Source organism: Rothia sp. HMSC067H10 (assembly GCF_001810635.1).
GTDB classification, from domain to species: domain Bacteria; phylum Actinomycetota; class Actinomycetes; order Actinomycetales; family Micrococcaceae; genus Rothia; species Rothia dentocariosa.
In genome coordinates this window covers 84,125-107,439 of the sequence record NZ_KV802311.1, presented here as the reverse complement: position 1 = coordinate 107,439, position 23,315 = coordinate 84,125, and the positions used below count along the sequence as shown (strand labels likewise).

Genomic DNA, 23,315 nt, shown 5'->3' with positions numbered 1-23,315 from the left:
CATTTTTGTTTGCGATATTAGTGCGAACTGGTACCCGCTAGTTAATTTCCGCGTCTGCAGGCGGCGGTTTCAGCCTCGTCACAATCAGTCACAATGTCATAAACCCGCCACACAACGCGATGATTCGTCACGTCTCGTACAAAAACTTCAACGAACGTAAGAAGGCAGCCAGAAGGTGTGTACTGACTTCGGATTCGCGCTATTCTCGAACTATGGTTTTTGCAAACTCACGTTACGATCTTTCGACCCCTGTCTTCGACGACTGGGTGGCTCGCATGATGCCTACCCTTGTGGAATTTCGCCGCGAGGTGCACCGCACCCCGGAGCTCTCATTCCGCGAGGTGAAAACGACTGAACGCATTATGACGACGCTGCGTGAGGCAGGGCTGAACCCTATTGCCTGCGAAGGTACCGGTTGCTACGTCGATATCGGAAACGGACCGTTTGCTTTAGCTCTTCGCGCTGATATTGATGCGCTTCCCATCGTCGAACAGACGGATCTGCCTTATTCATCGACCATACCCGGGGTGATGCACGCCTGCGGGCACGATATTCACCAGACCGTCATGCTTGGGGTTGCTTTAGCGCTTCACGAGCTGAACGAAAAGACTCCGCTGGGGCGTAGCGTGCGTATCCTGTTCCAGCCCGCCGAGGAACAGTTGCCGGGTGGGGCTGTGCAGATGATTGAGCAAGGTCTTTTACGCAATATCCCACGTGCTTTTGCTCTGCATTGCGATCCGAAGGTTGAACTGGGGAAAATTGGCACGCGCATCGGGGCGATTACGAGTGCTTCAGACACGATTAAGATTCACCTGAGTGGTCACGGTGGTCATACCTCTCGACCGCATCTGACTGAGGACCTTATCTACGCGATGAGTCAGATTGCCGTGCAGGTTCCTTCCGTGCTCACACGCCGTACCGATGTGCGTTCCGGCGTGCTGGTCGCGTGGGGGCAGGTGAGCGCCGGGGTTGCCCCGAACGCTATTCCCGCTGAAGGCTATTTGGCGGGCACCATGAGATGTCTGGATGTTGAGGTGTGGCGTCAGGCGGGCAACCTGCTGGACGAGGTAATCGAGCAAGTCGCGGTTCCCTTCGGTGTACAAGCAAGGGTCGAACATATCCGCGGCGTGCCCCCGGTCGTCAATACCGACGCGGAAACCACCATGTTGGAAAACGCGGCGCGCGCCGAATTAGGCGAAGAGTCCATCGTGTTGGTTGAGCAATCAATGGGTGGAGAAGACTTCGCGTGGATTCTGCAGGAGGTTCCAGGCTCGATGTTCCGCCTAGGAACTCGCGCCCCGGAAGATCCTGTCTACGACTTACATCAGGGGGACTACGCTCCTAATGAGCAGGCGATTGGCGTGGGTGTGCGCGTGATGGCGGCGACCGCGTTGCGTGCCGTGCGTTTTGAGCTCGCGAAGGCTGCGAAGGCCGCGAACCCGGTGCGGGATGAGGCGCGTTAATATTACGGACAACCTGTAATAGAGGATATTCCGGGCACTGGCGCCGGAGCACGCAGCACCGAGAAATATTTATGGGGGTCTCCGCCAAATCTTTACGAAAACTTTATGAAAGAACGGATTTCGTCACAGGAGGAATACGTCAAGTGCGGGTGCATCGCCGAAATAGCGGGCATCTGCCGGGGGAGTGGGGTTGCGTCTGAAAAACCAAAATAGTGATGTCTACACTAGAAAAAACGGTGTTAAGCCGCGCATGAACGTCAAAACCTGCGTCATACCCACTCATGAATAACATTTGCAGGATAAACTATAGGGGATGACCGAACCGCGCCGCGTCATTGCGGGGCGCCGAACAGCTGACGAGTGGGAGAACTCTGTGGGATTCTTTGGAATCGGTAAGAAGAAGTGGGAAGAGCAGGCGAAAGCCGCCCAGGCTGAGGCAGAAGCACAGGCTGACGACGTAAAATCCGCCCTCCCTAACTCCGATGCAGAGGCATCGGATCGTACCCTCGCGGAACGTGTGAATGAACAGCAGCGTTGGGAGAATTCCCTGCGCCGGTTTGTGCAGGCTGAGAGCACTCGCATGCAACAGGAAGAGCAGAAGAGCAAAGATACTTCTGACCTTAACGTCGATGCTTTGAAACAGTCCGCGCAGCACAGCGGCTCTTCTGCTGAGCCTTCGGCATCCATAGCAGGCGAAGCGAAGACTTCCGGGTCAGCAGAAGGCAAGAAAACCGTGGGTGCTTCCTCACAGGCTGCGAACGCAGATGCCGCCCAGAAGGGTTCTTTCACACAAGAATCAGCCCAGACATCCGACGCTTCCACCCCGAAACGTGCACCCCAGATTTCTGAGTACCGCGCAACGAGTATGCCTGCGGATGCATTTGAGACTAACTCTTCCGCCACTGCGGTTCCCTCATCAGATGCGGCATCTGTTTCGGGTACCGCATCGGTACAGAGCGAAGCAGGCTCCCAGAAACAAAACGTGCAGGACGCACTTAAAGAATTTAACGAGACGAAATACGGCACCGAGCACGAGGGGAATACCTCCTCAGTATCCTCACATGCCGATGCGGCTGCCACCCCGTCTTTTTCTGCAGAGAAAGAATCTGTGGGCGTCAAGACCCCGAACGTTGAGGATCGTGAGCGGGAGAAACTTGCCGCAGGAGTCGTGCCTACCGATGCCGAAGAGAAGCCTGCTTTTGTTCCCGCGCCCGGTGTTGAGTCTAAGAACTCAAACGATAAGAAGACAGCGAACGCCGACTCGAAGTCTACGCTTGAGTCCACACCCCAAGAATCCGAATCTGTTTCGGATGTAAAAGCCTCTGCACACGAGAAAAAGTCACCTAGCCCTGAGGCTCAGGCGACGAGCGGGTTGGAGTCTTCGGGCACCCCGTCAGCCTCGAAGAAGTCCGACAAGATCGAGTTTGTCGGTTCGGGAGTCACGGGTTCCGCCAAACATCTTGATGACCGTAACGACCCTGAAACCTTGGCTCCCGAGAAGAATCGCAGCGTCGAAACTTCGGCTGAGAAGACCTCTGCCGAGAAGATGGCTGTACAGCACGAGAAGACCGTGGCCGATGAGGTCTCAGCCCACTCTTCCACAGATAAAGACTCCAAGAAGCAGGACGTCGAAAAAACTGCGCGCGATGAAAAAGCCTCTCAGAGCGGCGCCGCAGCCGCATCATCGCATGCGGCGGCAGCATCCGTTGAAGGGAACGAAAAAGCGGAGGTTCTCACCCCCGAGAATCCGCTGCACGACCTCGTAACTGCGATGCGCGGATACGGCTCCGGGAAGGTGTCCTACGAACTGCGTCAGCTGGGCGACGATATGCACTACCGGATTTTCCATCGCGGCAGCGAAGTCGAACAGGGTGTTGTGGTTCCGACCGATGCGTGGTTCTCGTCGATTGCCTCGCTCTACGTGCGAGCACAGGACGCGGGCAGGGTGTGGAACCGTGCCCTCGTGGTAGCAAACCCCAGCGAGAACGGGCTAGTAGCGGTACAGGCTTCGTACACGAACACCGCAGATGCATCGAGCTACACCACGGATTACATTCTCGAAACGAGCGAGAAAGACTCGGCTTCACAGAAAGACTCATCAGCGAAAAGCGCCGAATCGGCAAAGTCCTCCGCCGACCAGAGCACCACATCCACCAATGCTGCAGATCAGAAAACGTCGACCGCGAAGACCTCAGCGCTGGCTGATTCCTCCGATGATACCTCTTCGCAGAAGGAATCTGAGGCAAAGCTCGCTCAGGATAAGAGCGATGAACAGGCTAAGACTGCTGAGTCTCAGAAGGCGAAAGATCTTGATGACCACACCCAGAACGTCAAGTCTGCTGATGCCGACAAAGCCAATACTCAAGATTCACAGAAGTCTGAGAAATCCGAACATACCGTAGATTCCGAGAAGAAGTCCTCCGAGGCTCAGGACAAGGCGCAGGAAGTTTCTGCGAAGGCTAAAGCAGATACTGCAAAGTCTGATTCTGCTACAGCAGAATCGACCAAGAGCAGTTCAAGCGCGCTCGCTGCAGGTACCCTTGGCGCCGCAGGCGTGACAGCCGCCGGGATCGCGGCATCGTCGAAGAGCGACCGCGAGGATTCGCGCTACGAATACGATTACGATGCGGATCCGCAGAATGTCACCGGTCGTCACAATGCTCAAGCTGCTGAGCAGAGCAAGACCGAGACTGACAGTGCTAAAGCCGGTGCTGTCTCCGATAAATCCGAGAAATCGTCGGTGTCTGGCGTATCCGTAGCCAAGGACTCTTCCGATCTCTCCACCCCCGAAGCTGAGGTAGAGAAAACCAAGGTTGAGAAATCTTCTGAAGACGAAGAAGAACTCAACAGCATGCAGGCGGCTTTGGCGACTATCGTGGCATCCTCCGAAGCGAAGAAGACTGCATCGAACGCGAAGGAAGACGCTGCGGATACTTTTGCTGCGGTGAAGACCTCGGGTACCGACTCGAAGTCCGCTGCTGATAAGACGAACGAGGACTCACAGAAGGCGGCTGATTCCGAAAGCCCCGTCAAGGCTGAGAGTGATGCCAAGACTACTGCGGGTTACACCTCAGAGAATCAGAGTGCGAATGTAACTCAGGCTGTGGAGGAATCCCAGGCTGGCACCACCAGTACCGACAGTTCCTCTGCACTGCCCAAGCATGTGGATGACCTCGCTCTCGTCCCCGAAGTCGAGAAGGACTCGCTGACAGGCTCGACTGACACGAAGCCTCAGGAATCGGCGTCGAATAAGCAGGATGCGCCTGCCGCGCAGACCGCATACGCTGTTGCTGCTCAGTCTGAAACCTCAACTGCAGACGGTAAGACCGCGCAGCACGAATCCGCAGACTTGCCTCCCGCAGAGGCCGAGCCGGATACCCCCGCGCATCAGGCACATTCCTCCGTGCTCGCTGGCGATGCGCTTGCCGAGGGTAACCTAGTACTTACCGATGCTAAGGTGATTGAGCATCTGGCACCGGTGACCGAAGCTCTTTTCGGCGAGAATGGTAGCGCTAAGGATGCAACGACCGTGTTGATCCGGGTGCGTTCGGTGGGCTCTTACTACGATGTGCTCACCCACGTGCGCCGCAACGGATTCTGGGAGCAGGTACGAACCTTCGAGTTAGTTTCGGAAGAAGATTTGGGTATTCCCACGCTCAAGGCCGATTCCTACAGCGAAGGTGAAGGGTCGCCACTCGCCATGAGCCTGACCTTCACCCCGGGCGTGCCCGTGCAGTCTGCATTCGATTACTCGAATGAGCAAGCTTTCGTACGGTACCCCCGCCAGCTTGAGGCCGATCGCTACGTAGAGGAACTGCGCATGTTCCCGCGTCTGGGGGCTAAGATTCCGGCGCATATGGCGAATGCTCTGACTCACTGGAGCATGTAGGAGAAGCCTGCCCGTGAATGAAGATAGAGTTTCTGAGAAAACGGTAGCTGAAGTTGCCGCACGCGCGGGGAAAGCCTTCGAGCGTCTGGTGCAGACGATGGCAGCCCTGCGAGCCCCCGACGGGTGCCCCTGGGATGCCGAACAGACTCATCAGTCCCTCATTCGATACCTCATTGAGGAATCCTATGAGGTCGTGGAGGCTGTCGAGGCACCCGAGGGTACAAACCTGCAGCTTCTACGCGAAGAGTTGGGCGATGTTCTGCTTCAGGTTCTCTTCCATGCCGATATTGCGGCGGCAGAACCGGGCGGCTTTACGATCGAGCAGGTGATCGAGGATCTGGACGCAAAACTTCACGATCGGCACCCGAATGTTTTCAGCGATTCTTCGGACGAGTCTCGGATGACCGCCGCCGAACAACAGGTTTTCTGGGATGAGCTTAAGAAGACGGAGAAATCCGATCGAGGTCCGCTTGACGGCATTCCCCCTCATCTTCCTGCACTGGCCCTAGCGGAGAAGACGATTGCTAAGGCCCGCAAGGCCGACATTGTGCTTCCGCCGGAGCCTACCTCCTTGGACGACGATCTTCCTTTTACCTATAGTGAGGAAGAATTCGGTGAGCTACTTTTTTCGCTTGTGTGCCGCGCGCGTCAGAATGGGCTGGATGCGGAACGTGCCCTACGTACTTACACCCGCAAGTTTATTGAGTACAACCAATAGCCTCGTGGCCGCGTAGGCTGAAGAGTATCTATCAGACACCTTTAGATGCGAAAGTCTTTCGCATCTAAAGGTGTCTGTTTTATGCCCTGAAATAGAGCTCCACTGGTTACATTCGTGGGTGGGACATAAAGCACTGCACACCTGTGTTGCGCGATGTAGAAACCGGCTCTAAAGATGTTCAATCGTTTTAGTAGAGTGTGATAAAGAACTTTGTCGTTATCGGTTGGGGTTCGAATTGGTGCCTGCGGTGCGAGGACATGCTGCGTCCACAGGGGGAATGACTTTTGAGAGGCGAGTTTACAAGGGACTAAAGGTGTTGGATACCCTCAGGAATCGCAAAAAATCCCGTGGTAACTAGTGTGTTTGTGTGGGAGTTTTGGTAAAATTTAGGGCAACGGGACTCGCCCAACATCACAGGAGCGAGCCGTCATATCCTGTACTCTCTAAGGAGCAATTTCATGGCTGTTATTACCGCAGTTCACGCCCGTCAGATTTTGGATTCCCGCGGCAACCCGACCGTTGAGGTTGAGGTTCTGCTCGAAGATGGTGCTTTCGCACGTGCCGCTGTGCCTTCGGGCGCATCCACCGGCGAGTGGGAGGCAGTCGAGCGTCGCGATGGCGACAAGTCCGTATACCTAGGCAAAGGCGTTCTGGGTGCCGTCAAATCTGTTATTGAAGAGATTTCGGAAGAAATTATCGGTATCGACGCCGCTGATCAGCGTACTGTTGATGCAACCATGATTGCTCTGGACGGCACCAACAACAAGGGCAAACTCGGCGCTAACGCAATTCTGGGTGTTTCTCTGGCCGTCGCTAAGGCAGCCGCAGAGTCCGCAGACCTTCCCCTCTACAAGTACCTGGGTGGCCCCAACGCCCACGTGCTTCCCGTTCCCATGATGAACATCCTCAACGGTGGCTCTCACGCAGACTCCAACGTTGACATTCAGGAGTTCATGATTGCTCCCATCGGTTTCGAGAACTACTCGGATGCGCTGCGCGCCGGTGTCGAGGTCTACCACTCGCTCAAGTCCGTGCTGCACGACCGTGGTCTCTCCACCGGTTTGGGTGATGAGGGCGGCTTCGCACCGAACCTTGAATCCAACGCTGCGGCTCTTGACCTCATTATCGAGGCAATCGAGAAGGCTGGCTACAAGCCCGGCGAGCAGGTTGCTCTCGCACTGGATGTTGCGTCCTCCGAGTTCTACAATGACGGTGCCTATGACTTCGAGGGTCAGAAGAAGTCCGCCGAAGAGATGAGCGCATACTATGCTGATCTTGTGGCGAAGTACCCGCTGGTTTCCATTGAGGATCCGCTAGACGAGAACGACTGGGCAGGCTACAAGACCCTGACCGAGCAGATTGGCGACAAGGTTCAGATCGTCGGTGACGACCTATTCGTGACCAACCCCGAGCGCCTTGAGAAGGGCATCAACGAGGGTGCGGCAAACGCTCTGCTGGTGAAGGTCAACCAGATCGGTTCGCTCACCGAGACCCTGGATGCTATGGAACTGGCACAGCGCAACGAATACCGCTGCATGGTTTCGCACCGTTCCGGTGAGACCGAGGACGTCACCATTGCCGACCTTGCTGTGGCGACTAACGCGGGTCAGATCAAGACCGGCGCGCCCGCACGTTCCGAGCGCGTGGCAAAGTATAACCAGCTGCTGCGCATTGAGGAAGAACTGGGCGATGCCGCTGTTTACGCTGGCAAGTCAGCATTCCCCCGCTTCAAGAAGGCGTAACGCGATAATATACGGACGGCTAGAACCGTATACATTGTAATCTGGTGCTCTCGACTGGTCCATGACCTGCGAGAGCACCAGATTTTTTATCTCCTGTTTTTCTTCGTAGACTCTCTCTATAAGGGTGCCTACAACGACGGCGTGCTTATGGCTCTTGAACATGTATCCCTCCAAATCTAACAGCTCAGTTTTCCCTAGGGGTTAGGGGAATGTGCCAGCAATAATTCGGGTATATCACTTTTTCGGGGGATAACTCCGTCTGAACGTTCACGGTAGCTTAGAATGGTAATCAAAGACTTAGGGGCAGGGAAGGAAACTACATGATGGCTCAGCGCGACGGACGTGAACGACGCAAAAGCCCGGCGGGGCAGGAACCGCGTCGAGGTCGCACATCACGTGGCAGCCAGTCCGCCGCCGCGCGCGAAAGTCTTTCCGATGCTCCAGCATCTGCCCGTAAATCCCGTGCCCGCAAGCAGAAGGCGCATAAACCCGGTTCATCCCGCACGACCAACACCGCAGATAAGCGGGCTCAGCAGAAGCCAACTGCGCGGCGCTCGAAGGCCACCCTGCCGCCCCCGCAGCCAGCGCATCGTGAGGCACACGAGCGGCAGGCTACGTCCACAAACGTCAAATATTCTGCACCTGCGGCGAAGGAACCCCACAGCACCGCAAACCATCGAACCGTTGAAGACCGCTCGTATTTGCAGCGTCCCGCCTGGATGCGCGCCGCTAACAGCTTCTTCGGCGCCCGTACCCGGGCACATCGTACCGATAGGGAACGCGATGCACGTGAACGCCGCATCCACCGCGAACACGATGACGATGAGAATTATGAGACTCCCGTCGCGGCACATCGCTTTAGCGGAAAATTTTTGGGCATTCTTATTATGATCGCAGTGCTCCTGCTGGGTACCGCATACCCGCTGACTAACTATGTTGATCAGCAGCGAGAAATTAACACTACCCGCGCCCGCATTGCTGAGCTCAAACAGGAAAACGTGCAGCTTCAAGCCGAGAAAACCTGGTGGCAAGACGACGACTATGTGCGCCAGCAGGCCCGCAGCCGTCTATTCTATGTGGCGCCGGGCGATACCCCGTATACAGTCACCGGTATAGATTCGGATGACGGCCGGGCTGACAGCACCTCTGCCTCCGGGAAAAATGCTCCCGAAGATTCGTGGACGAACAAACTTTGGGGGTCCCTGAACGATGGTAAGGCTCCTTCGCCTAAACCTGCTGATAAGTAACGCCGGTACGGCTGTACACGTGAACCGTGCTGTACGATAAAACCTGACGTACCGATTCTTCAAGAAAGATCTATGAGCACTGTAGAAGACCTCAAAAACCGCGCCCCGCAGGGTTTCGGCGTTACCGTAGAAACCTTGACGCCCACCGACCAAGATATCCGAGTGCTCTCAGCACAGTTGGGCCGTACTGTGCGGGATGTTATTGAGATTCCCGCACGCTGTGTATGCGGTAACCCGCTCGTTGCTGCTACAGCGCCGAGGCTATCAAACGGGAACCCGTTCCCAACCGTGTTTTACCTGGCGCATCCGGCGATTACTGCGGCCGCATCCCGCCTGGAAGCGGGGGGCCTCATGTACGAGATGACCGATGCGCTCGCGGCCGATACCGAACTTGCGAACCGATACACCCTAGCACACGAAAACTACCTAGCCGAGCGTGAGCGCATACGTTTGATCAGCGGAACCGATGAGGTGCCCGAAATTGAGAATATTTCGGCGGGCGGGATGCCCACGCGCGTCAAATGCCTGCATGCCGTGATTGGTCACACCCTGGCGGTGGGCCGCGGCATTAACCCTATGGGGGACTGGGGTCTGGATGAGATCGCCGATTGGTGGACCCCGCAGGTTTGCGCATGTGAACCATCATGGCGGGATGCCTAATTTCAGCCATTTTTAAGAACTTTGCCCGTGCCGTTCACTGTAACCGGTACGGGCACCTAATATGTAAGTAGCTCGACGCATTAATCTGCGGCAGGCTAGATAACTTTAGAACCTCACGCCTTGCGTGGATTGGAGCCCATTATGCGTGTTGGCGCAATTGACTGCGGTACCAACTCTATCCGTCTTCTGATCGCTGACGCCAGCACCGAAACCGTTAACGGTCGCACGGTAACCCGTCTCAACGACGTGGTGCGGCAGATGCGTATCGTCCGCCTGGGGCAGGGGGTTGATGCCACTGGATGGCTTGCTCAAGAGGCCTTGGACCGCACTTTTGAAGCAACGCGGGAATACGCAAAACTTTTGCGTAAACACAAGGTCAAGAAGCTTCGTTTCGTGGCGACGAGTGCCACCCGCGATGCCGGAAACCGTCAGGTTTTTATGGATGGTATTCGTGACATTCTGGGTATTGAACCCGAGGTGATTACCGGCGACGAAGAGGCGGAACTGTCGTTTGCGGGCGCCGTACTGGCGGTCGGTGCCGATGAGTCTAAGACCGTAGTCTTTGACCTGGGCGGCGGGTCTACCGAATTCGTACTTGGGACCGAAGACGGCGTGCAGGCGGCAAGAAGCGTAAATATCGGGTGTGTGCGCCTGACCGAACGGCACATGGCATCTGCCCCTGCAACCCCGGATCAGATTCAACGTGTTGAAGCTGACACCGATGCGGCAATCGACAGCGTATTGCAGAGCGTTCCTCTCGAAAAGGCTACCCGGGCCGTTGCCGTTGCCGGTACTGCAACCACGATCGCCGCCGCAGCATTGGGGCTAAAGACCTATGATTCCGAGGTTATTAACGGTTCTTCCATCTCTGTAGATACGGTGCAGAAAACGGCAGAGATGCTGCGCTCTATGACCCGCGAGGAGCGCGCCGCGCTGGGGTATATGCACCCCGGTCGGGTTGATGTTATTGGCGCCGGGGCTACCATTTACGCCCGTATCATGACTCGTCTGCGTGAGATCACCGAAGGAAACATCGATTCTGTGACGGTGAGCGAACATGACATTCTGGACGGCATAGCACTATCCCAGGTACGTTAAGCATGTACAACTAACACCCAACGACGGTAGGTACACAGGTATGACGCGTTCCAACCACATCGTCACGATGACGCGCACAAGCATACGTCGGGTCGTAGCGCTTCTCGGATGCGGGGCGCTCGCGACCGGTTTAGCCCTGTCCGGAGCTCCTGCATCTGCCGCTCCGACGGCCTCACCAACCCCTATAACGCTCACTCCCGCTGAAGCCGCCGTTCTAGGTAAGGACGACGTTCGTCAGCACGAATATTGGCTTACCGACTACAGGATTGTGGATGCGTGGAAACAATCGACGGGATCGGGCGTGACGGTTGCCGTCATTGACACCGGCGTCGACGGCACCCACCCGGATCTCGTAGATAACGTGCTGGAGGGTTATGACGCTTCTGGCGAGGGCTCTCCTAACGGTTGGCAGGGGCTGGGTGTAGAACCCATGCACGGCACCGAAGTTGCATCCCTGATTGCCGGTCACGGTCATAATGTTTCCGGTATTCCTAAGATTGCCGGTCAGCCTGGTAAACCTGCGGGCGTTATCGGCGTGGCGCCGGATGCCAAGATTCTGCCTATCTCCCTTAACATGGTCTCAAATGCTGAGAAAAGTATTGATGAGCAGATTCCCGCCGCCGTGCGTTATGCGGTAGATCATGGCGCGCAGGTCATCAATCTTTCTATCGGCTCGAATAAGACGACCTGGCCCAAGAGCTGGGACGATGCTTTTGCCTACGCCGAAGAGAAGGGCGTGGTCGTCGTAGCATCCGCCGGTAACCGTGGCAGCGGTATTACCCAGGTGGGTGCCCCGGCGACTATTCCGGGTGTACTGACGGTTGGCGGCGTGGACCGTCAGCGTGAGGCTTCCAAAGGCTCTTCGACTCAGGGCATTTCTATTGGCGTGACGGCACCGAGCAATGATATGATTGCTGCCGCACCGGGGAATAAGTACATGATATGGTCGGGGTCTTCGGCATCCGCTCCGCTGGTTTCCGGTCTTGCGGCATTGATTAAGTCTAAATACCCCAATCTGAGTGCGGCTCAGATTATTCAGCGTATTACTGAAAGCGCCGACGACACTGGCGCTGCCGGGCGTGACCCGGTGTACGGGTTTGGCATCATAAATCCGCTGATGGCTCTGGACCCTTCAACCCCGCAGGATGCTACGGAGAATCCGCTAGGGTCGCTGAAGGCATGGATTGCAGTGCACCGCCGTCAAGAGGTGCCTGCGCCAACTCCCGCCGATGCTTCGGCCACACCGGTGCATGAAGAAGGCGAGACTATCGTTAAGGCGAAGATCCCAGAGCCCAGCCGCCCGGTTGAGGACCGCGGATTTTTGCCGTTTATCATCGTGGGGGCTCTCTTTGTCATTTTGGGGCTGCTCACGGTACGCAGCGTTCGTCGTCTGCATCGCTTGCACGTTAATGTGCGCGATGTAGTGCCGCATCCTCATCTGCACGGGCACGGTGAGCCAAAGCAAGCTTCACATTCCAAGCCCTCCGCAGCTTCGGTTGCTGTTCCGGATGCTCCTGCTCCGGTCGCTCCTGCCATTCAGTCGCCCGCTGCCAGCGCGCCCCAGAGCCCCGAACCTGAGACTGCTGCGCAGGCACAAACACAGGTTGCACCTGTCTCTATTCCCTCCCCGGCACCAGACGCCGCAGTCGCGATGCCGTCGGCGCCCTCCACCCTCGATCCCCACCCCGCGGCGGATCAGAGCCTAGATAAACAACAGGATGCACCTACGGGTCAAAAGAGCGCAGTCGCAGCGGGTACCGAGCAGAACGCCGTGCCCACGCAGCCTCCTGCCACCGTGCAGAACGTTGGCACAACGGAGCACAATGTTGACTCGGCACAGAACGTCGGCGCAGTACAACCTGCGGCATCAGCATCAAGCGTGGCTGAACAGTCAACGGTGGCTACAGGACAACCATTACCTCAGACGCAGAAACCGGCAGAGTCTCAGCAGACCGACCAGCACAATACGGTAGCGCAGACTCCTGCCGCACCCGCGAAAGCGACTCAACCGGCGGACCAGGAGAATGTGCCTGCGCCCGAGCAAAAGCCCGCCGCACCTGAACCTCAGGAATCAGAAAAACCTGCCCTGGCTCAGACTGTAGCTCAGAGCGAGGGCGTATCTCGCACCCCGCAGAGTCCCGCCGCCGAGCCGGTTAAGGACTCGACCGTAGTGCAGGAATCCTCCGATCCTGAAGCGTCACAGGTATCGGCAGATACGATCGGGAAAGCTTCGCACCAACCCGCTCAGAAGAACGGTACGGCACAGCATCGAGCCCACCGTTTAAGTAGGGGTCCGTTACCTCCGCATCGGAAACCTCGTCTGCCTCATATTTCCGGGATTAAGCGCCAAGTTCCGCAAACAGGTGTTCCAGATGTTCCTGACGAGGCAGCGAGTTCAGCATCCGTACAGAATCCTACGGGGCAGGACAGTCGCCCGGCTTCAGCACCGCGAAAGGTCGCTTCCGCCCAGAAGAAACATAATACTGGCACGCCGCGCAAGAAGACGGCTAACTCGTCGCGCCTACGTCCTCAGGGTGCCGCTTCGGGGCGTTCCTCAATACCCGCCGCGCCGGAATCTGGTATTCCAGAGCCTTCATCGGCTCACGAACCTGAGCCACGGAATCCTAGCTCCTCCTAGTGATAGTGAAAAGCACGCAGTTAATAAACATTTCCGATAAAAATGTGGAAGAAAACTTCGTGACTCCTAACACCTGGTCTGTGGGTAGAGCAAAGGTTTAAAACACCCTAAGGACGCGCTACATGATGCGGAACGCAACCCCGCTGACGGGGCAAAACCTCGGCGCATAAATGCGAAACGTTATCATCCAAGGGCGGTTTTCTTTACTTCGTATGCCTACATAAATGTGTTTTCCTCGGGATAAACGCGTAAAATAGTGGTATACAACATGCAGGAAAAATAGTGTTTTCGCGTTTGCGGCACCGAACATCGGGGCTTACGGAGAAAGCTTAAGAGTTTCTGTTCGTTCACATGTCCATGTATCCTGCACCCTGGGAAGCGCATGTGAACGTATCATTGAATGCTCGCGCGCTAAAGCGCAGCGGGTAAACAAAATCTAGGAAGTAGCAATATATGTCGTTTCATAAGGCACAGGATCGTCCCCGTATTCTTATTGTCGGTGGTGGCTACGTAGGCTTTACCGTCGCCAAGAAAATCCAGAAGGCTATCAAACAAACCGGTGGCGTGGTAACCATCGTAGAGCCCAACCCCTATATGACTTACCAGCCGTTCCTGCCCGAAGTCGCTGCGGGTTCGATGGAAGGCCGTAACGCTACCGTTCCGCTCCGCCAGCACCTGCGCGATACCGAGTTGATTCCCGGGCATGTTGTCTCCGTTAACCATGCAGAGCGTACCGCTACGGTTGAACCCATCGACAATGGCGAACCCTTCGATCTGAAATATGATGAGATCATTCTCGGCGCTGGTGCCGTGACCCGTGCTTTCCCAATCCCCGGTCTTGCCGAAGTTGCTATCGGCATGAAGACTGTCGAAGAAGCCGTCTCCGTGCGTAACTGGGTGCTGGAACGTATTGAGGTTGCCTCCGTACTGGATGACCCCGATGCTCGCCGCCGCGCCCTGACCGTCGTCGTCGTAGGCGGCGGTTTCGCCGGTGTTGAGACCATCTCCGAACTGGAAGACATGGCTCGCGAAGCTGTTAATCGTAACGACCGTTTGAGCGTATCCGACCTGCGCTTCGTGATGATCGAAGCTGCACCGCGCATCATGCCAGAGGTTCCAGAAGACCGTGCCGAGAAGGTTGTGGCTGAGCTTCGCGCTCGCGGCATTGAGGTTCTGCTCAATACCTCCCTCTCGGACGCTACCGACGGTCACCTGCAGCTCATCAACATGACAGATAAGTCGCCCGCTGGTGAGATGGATACCGATACGCTCATTTGGACTGCTGGTGTTGCTGCATCGCCGATGCTCAAGAACACTGACTTCCCGATCGACGAACGCGGTCGCGTTCGCGTGAACGCAGATTTGCGTGTGGCTGGCGATAATGGTGTGGTTGAGGGCGCTTGGGCGGCTGGCGATAACGCTGCCGTTCCCGACCTTTCCGGAGGCGGCGTGGGCGGCTTCTGCGTACCAAACGCACAGCACGCATCTCGTCAGGCTTTGGTTCTCGCCAAGAATATTCTGGCATCACGCCGCGGCGAGCCTCTGACCGACTACTACCACGAGACCATCGGTGTGGTTGCCGGACTAGGTCTGTGGAAGGGCGTTGCAAACTTCAAGGGCAAGACTCTTGCAGGTCCGCTCGCATGGATTATGCACCGCGGCTACCACGGTTCTGCAATCCCCACGACCGAGCGTACTGTGCGCGTTATGACGACCTGGGCACTCAACCAGCTCTTTGGCCGTGACACCACGACGATTCGCCACCAACGTTCCCCGCGTCTCGCTTTCCAAGAGGCCACCGGAACGGCACCGGCGAAGACTAAGGCAAAGCTCTAAACGAGCCTAATAGCGTCGAAACCCGCAAACTAATGCTATTCTTAGTAATGGTCTTGCGGGTTTAGACTTTGCCCCTATAGCCCAATTGGCAGAGGCAGCGGACTTAAAATCCGTCCAGTGTGGGTTCGAGTCCCACTGGGGGCACACTATAATAGCCCGTCGCATCCAATGTGTATTCGGATGCGACGGGCTATTTGTATGCCTTGGGAGGCGAGTGTATCTCTACCTTATGAGAATCATGGGATCGCTGGGTAGGGGAGAATCCACGGTATATAAAGAAGGCACCGTCGCGACGACGGTGCCTTCCGGGTGGGTAGACGAATGAGTGATAGATACGTTCTGGAAGAATGCTCAGGCGGTTAAGCCTTATTGCGACTGAAGAACGAATCTAGTGAGTACCTGCCTCCACCGGTTAGAATGAACATGATAGCTGCCATGCCCAAGACGAAAACGTACTCGAAGCCTGCGCCGGTCTTCTGATCGGTGATGAAGGGGTCGTTGATGTGAACAAAAATAAAAGCACCTGCCATAGCGATTGCGATGGCGGCGGCCGCAAAACGAGTTCCTAAACCAAGGATCAAGAGAGCTCCGCCAATAAGCTCGGCACCAATGGTAAAGTACGCCGAAAGCTCGGGTGCAGGAATACCCATTTTGGCGAACGCTGCACCTTCTGCTGCGGGACCGATCAGGAATGCCTTCTGGAAACCGTGCATGACAAAGGTGAAGCCCAGCGCTACGCGGAAAATTAGGGTGCCAACAGATTTAGTTATTTCATTCTTCATGACTACAAGGTTGTCAGGTAAAGTTTTATCAAACAAAGGTAAACATCTATAAATCTTTTTTACATAGGTTCTACACAGCTTAAACACAGGTTCGGCGTGATGCTGCACTCTTAAAGAGTCTATATGGACCTCAAGATGAAGAATTGTGACAGTAAACCCCCGCCCTTACTGCTTGTCAGGGCGGGGGTATGTGTATCTGTAGGTGAGTGTAGACGGAGGTAAGGCTCAGAGACTTAGCGTGACTCGCATGCTATGCCGTCACCGTCACGATCAAGATGGTCGGAATACCCCGGTGCACCGCGGTGCATATTACGATATCCCGCAGCACGGGCATCAGCGCAGGTTTGAAATGCCAAAGCCGGGGCGGGGTTCTGTGCGGGAGGCGTATCCACCTGGGGCACAGGAGCAGGCTTCGCTGCGGCTCCTGCGCAGGGTGTAAGAACGTTGATCATAGCCTCTTTTTCGGCTGGTTTGACCCACAGGTGGTACTTAGCTTTCACCCGAATCTGACGTGCCACATAAGAGCAGCGGAACGATGCGTTTGCTGGCAGCCAGGTGGCGGCATCCGAATCGCTTTTCTGCTGATTCGCAGGGCCATCAACTGCCAGAAGGTTTTCGGGATCATTGGCGAGTTGTAAGCGTTCTTGAGCCGAAATCTCCTGAGCGCCCGACTGCCAGGCATCAGAAAGTGCCACAACGTGGTCGATCTGAACCTGCTCCGAGGTATCTTTCCCACGCATGAAATTGATGACCTTCCCGGTGTAAGGATCGTTAAGAATGCCCGATATCACCACGCATCCGCGAGAGTTTTTATGCTGTTTTGCGGTGAGATCCCGGTTGAGAATGTCATTGCGGGTATCGCATCCGTTATGGTCGATATCGCTCCAGGCATCTCCGAATTGGGCACGGGAGTACCCGGTCTTAGGGGCGCGGCCTTTAACGGGAAGGGTATTGAGGATGCGCAGGGCCTCACTAGCCTCGTCAGATCCTATAGGCGCCGTTCCTTGAGGCTCAACGGAGCTGGTATCGGGATTGACGATAGTGACGGTTCCGGGGCGAATTTGGGAACCCGGATGAGCCGTCGAAGTATCGGCATTATTCTCTTCAGGTGATTCACCTACCTCAGTCACGGTGGGTGTTTGTTCCGATTCCTGCGCGGAAACCGTGGGTTGCTGTGAGGCCTCTGCGCTTTGTGAAGAAGTAGAAGAATGTTCAGCTACCGAGTTCGCTGAGGGGGTGCTGGGCGCAGAGACGGTTGACTCAGAAATTGTGATAGTTTCAGAGGAGCATCCGCTCAGCGCAAGTCCTAGGGCTAGAAAAGCTGCGGAAAATCTTGTGCCGAGTTTCAAGGAATGCCCTTGACCTGATGCAGAGGTCCAAAAGACATGCGCACCAGAGCGCGATGACAGTATTTTTAACATCAATGATTCCTAGAGATTGTATGTGTGCATAGAGTGAATGCTTTTCACAGTATAGAAAGAAAACGCCCGTAAAGGGGGAATTTTTGGTGATGTCACACGATTTGTGTATATAAAGAAACTAAAATGAATGGAGAAATGTGCGGAGCAGAACGATATTCTCTCCCGCGTACAGTCAGCTTGTGTTTATAAACGTAGCCTTTGTACATGCCGATTATTAGAGGAACCCCAATGCCCACACAGCAGGAAAACCGCAGCAACAAGCCCGTGCGTATGGTTGCCGTAGACATGGATGGTACTTTCCTGAATGATGATAAGACGTTCGATGTTGAGCGTTTTGAGAGAATCCTAACCCGCTTGTCTCGGCATGGAATTTATTTTGTGGTGGCAAGCGGAAATACCTACACGAAATTATGCCAGTATATGCATGGTTTTGAACATCGAGACATTATTTATATCGCAGAAAATGGTGCCTATGTAGCGGATGATTCCGGGGAACTTGCGGTGCATCATTTTGCTGCCGAGGATCTGCCGCGTGTGTACGAGATACTGAACGGTATGCCTCAGCTTGGGATCGTTGTGTGTACGGCAGAGAGCAGCTTTATACTGGAAAACCGCGAAAAAGCGGTTATGAACATTATCCGGGACTATTTTGAGGTGCAGGGTAAGCCGTTGCCGCAGAATATTGATCCCTTCGCTTTTGCCAGTATGTTTTATCCCGGAACCGAGCGTATTAGCTCTTACGAGCAGGTGCGTGGTGTTCCCATCAAATTTTCTCTGCAAGTAACGCATCGGGATCTGCCGGATGCTACAGCACAGTTACGGCGTACCCTGCCGCAGACGGTAACCCCGCTCGTTAGTGGTTTCGGTGCAATCGACCTGGTGCGTGCCGGTGTGAATAAGGCAACGGGGCTGAAAGACCTGTGTGATCGTTTGCGGATAACCCCTACTCAGATAGTAGCCTTTGGCGATAGCGATAACGATCTTGAGATGCTCTCGTTCGCCGGTACCGGTGTGGCAATGGCCCACGCTTCAGGCGAGCTCAAGACTGTGTCTCAGCGGGTGATCGGCTCGCATAATGACGGTGCGGTGCTCGACTATTTAGAGAGCATGCTCGACGAATTAGACGGGTAAGCCCCCCGTACCAATAAAGGAGTTTAGCTCTTATCCGACTTGCAATGTGGGCGCCCTAGCCTCCGCGCTGCCTCCACTACGGCGGCGCGACGTTTGCGGTGTTCCTCTTCGGTCGGTTCGCCGCAGAGCATGCGAGATACCTGCGGCATAGCCGACCACCACCCCACGATAGCGAGAATAAAAAGTACAAGATAGGCGGCGTCTATATCGTCCGTGACGGAACCTGCCTCTTGCCCAGCGCGCACCGCATTCGCTTTGAAGGTGTAGTGACCGCGCCTGTATTTCTCATGGGGGACTTCACCATCAATTGTGAGGGATTCCCAGCGCAGCAGACGCATTAGATCGGGATGTTCACGGTGGTAGTCGTACATGCGTCCGGCGTAATCACCAATATCTTCTGAGGCAAATGACGTGAGACCAACGGTTTGGGCGATTTGTTCGAGCTCTTCGCACAGAATGCCCCTGAAGAGCTCTTGTTTATTTCCGAAATAGTTGTAGATACGCTCCTTATTGACCTTCGCCCTCTTGGCGATACGCTCCACGGTCGTCCCATCGGGGCCATGTGCGGTAAATTCGGCGAGAGCCGCATCTTTGATCTTTTGTTTCGTACTTTCGGTATCCCAAGCCATCATCTGTAATACCCTCTTTCGATAGTTCCAACGTTATGGTTGCAATTTACGTCTTAATGGTACTAGGGTTAATTCCAACGCTTCCGTTGGATTGGAGTTTACTCATGTATTACCATGCAGAGAACACGACAACAAGCACCACTGCATCGGTGTCTTCAGTCTCCGAAGAATATCCTGCTACACGGACTGCAGTAGCAATTCTGGTATCTACGGCGCTGTTTATTCTGGCGCAGCTATACGCTTCTATACCGCTACTTGCCCCGGTTTCGTCTACCTTTCGAACTGATGCAACGTTCGCCTTGTCACTGTGTTTCAGTCTTGCCTATGCTGTGGGGTTCCTGATCTGGGGACCGGTTTCGGATCGTTACGGACGAAAAAGGGTTATAGTAATCTCCCTGAGCGTGCTTACCCTAGCCACTTTTGGATGCGCCTTCGCTCCTACGCTCGGCGTGCTCGCTATTCTTCGGACTTGCCAAGGTATGACTGCCGCTGGATTCGCACCTGTCGCCCTGGCGTATCTCACGGAATCTGTACTGCCCGCCGATCGCCCCCGAACTATCGGTGCAATGTCCACTGCGTTCTTAGCGGCTGGAATTTTCGGGCAAGTACTCGCCTCTATTATTGCCCTGAGCCTTGGCTGGCGATGGTTCTTCGGGCTGTGCGGTCTTATTTTTATCGGAACCGTTTCCCTAGTTCTATGTACGATGCTTGAGCGCCCCCGCACTGGACAAACGACATCGTTGTGGAAACAATACGTGACCCTCGGCTCCTTATGTGCCAAGCCTATTTTCCTCTTGTACGGTCTTGCCCATATAACCCTTCTTTTCGTCTTTGTAGCCTTATATACGGGGCTTGGGCGGCATCTTGAAACCCTGGGAGTTGCGGCATCTGGCATTGTTTGGGTGCGTCTTGCTGCCTTTCCGGCAATGCTGATAAGCCTTTATGCGGGTTCTTATGCGAAAAAATATGGGGTTCTTTGCGTGGCGCAGCTTGGATACGTTTTATCTGTTCTTGGACTGCTGGGCGGGGTACTGTGCGCACAGGTACTTGCTGGCATCGTCATATGCAGCCTCATCTATGTTGCGGGTGTTGCTTTAGCAATTCCCTCGATGATTACTCTCTATGGCGATGCAGCGGTGCCGCATCGTGCCAGCGGCATGGCGCTTAACGGTTTTGTTCTGTTTGCGGGAGCAAGCCTGGGACCTGTTATTGGCGCTTTCCCCTTGGCGTTCACCACTCTCATACTTTTGCTGGTGGGCTTCCTGATTCTGGCTTTGCTTTCACTCGCGGCCGCTTCGCGAATCAACAACTGGCTAGTTTGAGTGAGATCCATAATTTTGAGAGCCTGCAGAAGTCTTAAACTGTGGGGGAGTACAGCTTAGGGTGAAAAAGACATGATGGCACCTCAAAATTACCCTGGAATATGAGCTTTTATGGAGGAATAATCCCCGGAATTTCTCAGAATTCGATAGAATATTGAGAAACTCTTTGTAAATCTCACCGAAGGAGAGAATGATGGCGGGTAACCCGTTTATTAATTCAATCGCCAAGCAAAATAGGCAAGGCGATCCCCGTTTCGGGCGTTTTGGTGCGGGTGGTTCCTCGTCGCAGGGTCAGTATCAGGCACAGCCGAACTACTCCAGTGAACCGCAGCAGTACGGTCAGCAGACCTACGGTTATGGTCAGCCGCAGCCGAACCAGTATGCTCAGTACGAGCAGCCTTATGCTCAGCCGCAGCAAGCGAACTATGACCAGTACCAGCAGGCGCAGTACGATCCGTATGCACAGCCCGGCTATGCTCCCGTTGCCGAGGGCGACCGCCTCACCATGAACGACGTGATCATGAAGACCGGTCTGAACCTGGCTCTTGTGGTGCTCGGTGCCGCAGTTTCCTGGTATCTGCCCTACCTCATGTTCGTGGGACTTATCGCAGGTCTGATCCTGGGTATCGTTAACGCCGTCAAGCGTAAGGTTTCCCCGGCTCTGGTTATGCTGTACTCCGTGTCCGAAGGTCTGCTTTTGGGTGGTATATCCGGTCTGCTCAATAAGAGCTACCCGGGTATCGCTATTCAGGCTTTGCTGGCTAGCGTGATTGTCGCCGGTCTTACCTTGGCTCTCTTCGCAAACGGTAAGATCCGTGCTACCCCGAAGATGACCAAGATCTTCATGATCGGCATGTTCGCTTACCTGATCTACGGCATTGTTTCCTGGCTTGGTGCGGGTCTGTTTGGTTCGCCCCTGGGCAGCTTGAGCATCGGCGGTATTCCGCTGGGCCTGATTGTGGGGCTATTTACTGTTGCTATGGCAACCTACTCGCTTCTGCTGGACTTCACCAACACTGCCGAGGCGGTGGAAGCAGGTCTTCCCGAGCGCGAGTCGTGGCGTTTGGCATTCGGCCTGACCGCATCGCTGGTCTGGCTGTACATTGAGATTCTGCGTATTCTCATGTACATCAACGAAATGGTCAACAGGGACTAACAGTATTGAGGATACGGCGGTATTCACAACCGGTGGGTGCCGCCGATTCTTTGTTTTGAGCCTGCTAGACTTGCGGAATAACTATATGCCGCAGCAACGGCATGGGCGAGAGACGATTTCTATAGCACCGACTTTTCAGGAGATTTGAGTGAGCGAATCCGTAGCCGGACAGAACACCGGCAGCACGCATCAAAACTTAACGGCAGGGGAGAGCGAACAGGATGCGCGGGCACAGAAATTAGCCCGTACCGGCGTACCCTACGCTCTTAATACCGCAGCGGCATGGTCATGGCGTCTGATCGTGGTGGTCGGTGCCGTGTGGCTTGTATGGCAGGGGCTTTCAAAGGTGTCTCTGCTGATTATTTCGGCGATGGTGGCTGCGCTTTTGGCTGCGCTTCTAGGCCCCGCCGTCTACGCTATGCGTAAGCACGGTATTCGTGCTGGCGGTGCGACCGCTATTGCCGAACTTGGCATGATTTTAGGAATTGCCGCTTTACTGGCCCTTACCGGGCAGCAGCTTGTGCGGGGGTTTGTCTCGCTTACCAACAACGCCATTCAAGGGTATCAGCAGCTCGTGGACTGGCTTAAGAGCATGGGGTATGAGCTGGGCGCTGATCAGCTTAACCAGATTCTTCATCAGATAGAACAGGCGGTAAGCAATAACCCCTCAACCGTTTTGCGGAGCGTATCAGAGGTTGGTTCTACCGCTGCGGAGTTTGCCACCGGCGTGCTTATTACTCTTTTTACCCTCGTCTTCTTCCTGATGGAGGGAGAGCGCATCTGGCTGTTTATCGTCAAGCTCTTCCCGAAACAGTCACGTGATGCGGTGAACGGCGCGGGTCGCGCAGGGTGGAAGTCTTTGGGCGCGTATGTGCGGGTGCAGATCTTGGTGGCCGCTATTGATGCTGTGGGCATTGGTGTTGGTGCCGCCATTTTGGGGGTTCCGCTGGCGATTCCGCTGGGCGTTCTGGTTTTCTTAGGGTCTTTCATCCCGGTTATCGGCGCCCTTATTTCTGGGGCTGTCGCCGTCCTACTGGCACTGGTAGCTTTGGGACCGATTCAGGCACTTATTATGATCGGCATTGTGCTTTTGGTACAGCAGCTCGAATCGCATATTCTGCAGCCGCTCATCATGGGAAAAGCGGTCTCGCTGCATCCGCTCGCCGTGATTTTTGCGGTGGCAGGCGGCTCCATGATTTTCGGTGCAGCGGGTGCGCTTTTTGCGGTTCCCGTGCTCGCCGTTGTGAATTCGGTTGTGCGCTACTTGGCTGCACGGCAGTGGGAGGATGACCCGGAGTTGCGCCGTGAAGAGTTCCTCTTCCCGCATGAGATTGAGCGCCGTGAGAAATCAAAGAAGCGTGAAGAAAAAGTACAGAAATCTGTTGCGCAGGCGCGGGGAGTGATTCGTGGTGAGGACGATTCCGAAGGCGCCGTACCTGAGACTAGCTCTGCACAGGTGACTAAAACTGTCTCGCCTTCCAAAGCCGATATGTAATCGTGCAGTTTCCCTCTAGAAAAGCCCGCGTGAGATGAACAACGCGGGCTTTTCTGTTCTGTATTAGGCTTCTTCATCGCTTAAAATA

At 55.2% G+C, this 23,315-nt stretch carries 16 protein-coding genes and 1 tRNA gene; 14 read left to right on the top strand and 3 right to left on the bottom strand.

Features of this window, described 5'->3' with window-relative positions; all coding sequences use genetic code 11:
• Positions 1-212 precede the first annotated feature (212 nt).
• The 10 genes from HMPREF2756_RS05035 to HMPREF2756_RS04985 all read left to right on the top strand — a co-directional run bounded on the left by HMPREF2756_RS05035 (position 213) and on the right by HMPREF2756_RS04985 (position 15,435).
• Entirely contained in the window at positions 213-1,463 is a 1,251-nt protein-coding gene (locus tag HMPREF2756_RS05035; protein WP_041321697.1) for an amidohydrolase, read from the top strand.
• A gap of 313 nt (positions 1,464-1,776) precedes the next feature.
• Positions 1,777-5,352 (top strand): hypothetical protein, encoded by a 3,576-nt coding sequence (locus HMPREF2756_RS05030; RefSeq protein ID WP_070618950.1) that lies wholly within the window; start codon positions 1,777-1,779, stop codon positions 5,350-5,352.
• A gap of 13 nt (positions 5,353-5,365) precedes the next feature.
• On the top strand, positions 5,366-6,070 hold the full coding sequence (locus HMPREF2756_RS05025) for a nucleoside triphosphate pyrophosphohydrolase (protein ID WP_070618948.1): 705 nt from the start codon (positions 5,366-5,368) through the stop codon (positions 6,068-6,070).
• Between the two features lie 458 nt (positions 6,071-6,528).
• Complete coding sequence (eno, locus tag HMPREF2756_RS05020; protein ID WP_004006066.1) at positions 6,529-7,812, top strand: phosphopyruvate hydratase; 1,284 nt, start codon at positions 6,529-6,531, stop codon at positions 7,810-7,812.
• A gap of 320 nt (positions 7,813-8,132) precedes the next feature.
• Entirely contained in the window at positions 8,133-9,059 is a 927-nt protein-coding gene (locus tag HMPREF2756_RS11460; protein WP_246825848.1) for an FtsB family cell division protein, read from the top strand.
• Positions 9,060-9,131: 72 nt separating this feature from the next.
• Positions 9,132-9,719, top strand: coding sequence for a DUF501 domain-containing protein (locus HMPREF2756_RS05005; protein ID WP_070522800.1), 588 nt, complete (start codon positions 9,132-9,134; stop codon positions 9,717-9,719).
• A gap of 141 nt (positions 9,720-9,860) precedes the next feature.
• The gene (locus HMPREF2756_RS05000) at positions 9,861-10,817 is read left to right on the top strand and encodes a Ppx/GppA phosphatase family protein (RefSeq protein WP_070618943.1); all 957 of its coding nucleotides are present in this window, start codon (positions 9,861-9,863) and stop codon (positions 10,815-10,817) included.
• A gap of 40 nt (positions 10,818-10,857) precedes the next feature.
• Positions 10,858-13,455, top strand: a complete 2,598-nt coding sequence (locus HMPREF2756_RS04995; protein ID WP_070618940.1) for a S8 family serine peptidase — start codon at positions 10,858-10,860, stop codon at positions 13,453-13,455.
• Between the two features lie 453 nt (positions 13,456-13,908).
• A complete protein-coding gene (locus HMPREF2756_RS04990; RefSeq protein WP_048754431.1) occupies positions 13,909-15,291 on the top strand; it encodes an NAD(P)/FAD-dependent oxidoreductase in 1,383 nt (460 codons plus the stop codon).
• A 70-nt stretch (positions 15,292-15,361) separates the two neighbouring features.
• Positions 15,362-15,435 (top strand) — tRNA-Leu (locus HMPREF2756_RS04985).
• A gap of 215 nt (positions 15,436-15,650) precedes the next feature.
• On the opposite strand, the gene HMPREF2756_RS04980 is transcribed toward HMPREF2756_RS04985, so the two are convergent.
• Positions 15,651-16,073, bottom strand: coding sequence for a DoxX family protein (locus tag HMPREF2756_RS04980; RefSeq protein WP_070523281.1), 423 nt, complete (start codon positions 16,071-16,073; stop codon positions 15,651-15,653).
• Between the two features lie 233 nt (positions 16,074-16,306).
• Positions 16,307-17,494 (bottom strand): GmrSD restriction endonuclease domain-containing protein, encoded by a 1,188-nt coding sequence (locus tag HMPREF2756_RS04975; protein ID WP_246825847.1) that lies wholly within the window; start codon positions 17,492-17,494, stop codon positions 16,307-16,309.
• Positions 17,495-17,722: 228 nt separating this feature from the next.
• Between HMPREF2756_RS04975 and HMPREF2756_RS04970 the strand changes: the two genes are divergently transcribed.
• Positions 17,723-18,625 carry a Cof-type HAD-IIB family hydrolase gene (locus tag HMPREF2756_RS04970; protein ID WP_070618937.1) on the top strand — a complete coding sequence of 301 codons (903 nt, stop codon included), beginning with the start codon at positions 17,723-17,725 and terminating at the stop codon, positions 18,623-18,625.
• Between the two features lie 23 nt (positions 18,626-18,648).
• Here the strand turns inward: HMPREF2756_RS04970 and HMPREF2756_RS04965 are convergent, their stop codons facing one another.
• On the bottom strand, positions 18,649-19,257 hold the full coding sequence (locus HMPREF2756_RS04965; protein ID WP_070618934.1) for a TetR/AcrR family transcriptional regulator: 609 nt from the start codon (positions 19,255-19,257) through the stop codon (positions 18,649-18,651).
• Positions 19,258-19,358: 101 nt separating this feature from the next.
• Between HMPREF2756_RS04965 and HMPREF2756_RS04960 the strand changes: the two genes are divergently transcribed.
• The 3 genes from HMPREF2756_RS04960 to HMPREF2756_RS04950 all read left to right on the top strand — a co-directional run bounded on the left by HMPREF2756_RS04960 (position 19,359) and on the right by HMPREF2756_RS04950 (position 23,227).
• Positions 19,359-20,576 carry an MFS transporter gene (locus tag HMPREF2756_RS04960; RefSeq protein WP_070618931.1) on the top strand — a complete coding sequence of 406 codons (1,218 nt, stop codon included), beginning with the start codon at positions 19,359-19,361 and terminating at the stop codon, positions 20,574-20,576.
• Between the two features lie 193 nt (positions 20,577-20,769).
• Positions 20,770-21,732: a Bax inhibitor-1/YccA family protein gene (locus HMPREF2756_RS04955; protein WP_004006077.1), complete on the top strand. Its 963-nt coding sequence runs from the start codon at positions 20,770-20,772 to the stop codon at positions 21,730-21,732.
• 148 nt (positions 21,733-21,880) lie between these two features.
• A complete protein-coding gene (locus HMPREF2756_RS04950; protein WP_070618928.1) occupies positions 21,881-23,227 on the top strand; it encodes an AI-2E family transporter in 1,347 nt (448 codons plus the stop codon).
• Positions 23,228-23,315: the final 88 nt, after the last annotated feature.

Coding starts and splice junctions, on each gene's coding strand:
- HMPREF2756_RS05035 (WP_041321697.1), top strand. CDS start 213: ATGGTTTTTGCAAACTCACGTTACGATCTTTCGACCCCTGTCTTCGAC.
- HMPREF2756_RS05030 (WP_070618950.1), top strand. CDS start 1,777: ATGACCGAACCGCGCCGCGTCATTGCGGGGCGCCGAACAGCTGACGAG.
- eno (WP_004006066.1), top strand. CDS start 6,529: ATGGCTGTTATTACCGCAGTTCACGCCCGTCAGATTTTGGATTCCCGC.
- HMPREF2756_RS11460 (WP_246825848.1), top strand. CDS start 8,133: ATGATGGCTCAGCGCGACGGACGTGAACGACGCAAAAGCCCGGCGGGG.
- HMPREF2756_RS05005 (WP_070522800.1), top strand. CDS start 9,132: ATGAGCACTGTAGAAGACCTCAAAAACCGCGCCCCGCAGGGTTTCGGC.
- HMPREF2756_RS05000 (WP_070618943.1), top strand. CDS start 9,861: ATGCGTGTTGGCGCAATTGACTGCGGTACCAACTCTATCCGTCTTCTG.
- HMPREF2756_RS04995 (WP_070618940.1), top strand. CDS start 10,858: ATGACGCGTTCCAACCACATCGTCACGATGACGCGCACAAGCATACGT.
- HMPREF2756_RS04990 (WP_048754431.1), top strand. CDS start 13,909: ATGTCGTTTCATAAGGCACAGGATCGTCCCCGTATTCTTATTGTCGGT.
- HMPREF2756_RS04980 (WP_070523281.1), bottom strand. CDS start 16,073: ATGAAGAATGAAATAACTAAATCTGTTGGCACCCTAATTTTCCGCGTA.
- HMPREF2756_RS04975 (WP_246825847.1), bottom strand. CDS start 17,494: ATGTTAAAAATACTGTCATCGCGCTCTGGTGCGCATGTCTTTTGGACC.
- HMPREF2756_RS04970 (WP_070618937.1), top strand. CDS start 17,723: ATGCCCACACAGCAGGAAAACCGCAGCAACAAGCCCGTGCGTATGGTT.
- HMPREF2756_RS04965 (WP_070618934.1), bottom strand. CDS start 19,257: ATGATGGCTTGGGATACCGAAAGTACGAAACAAAAGATCAAAGATGCG.
- HMPREF2756_RS04960 (WP_070618931.1), top strand. CDS start 19,359: ATGTATTACCATGCAGAGAACACGACAACAAGCACCACTGCATCGGTG.
- HMPREF2756_RS04955 (WP_004006077.1), top strand. CDS start 20,770: ATGGCGGGTAACCCGTTTATTAATTCAATCGCCAAGCAAAATAGGCAA.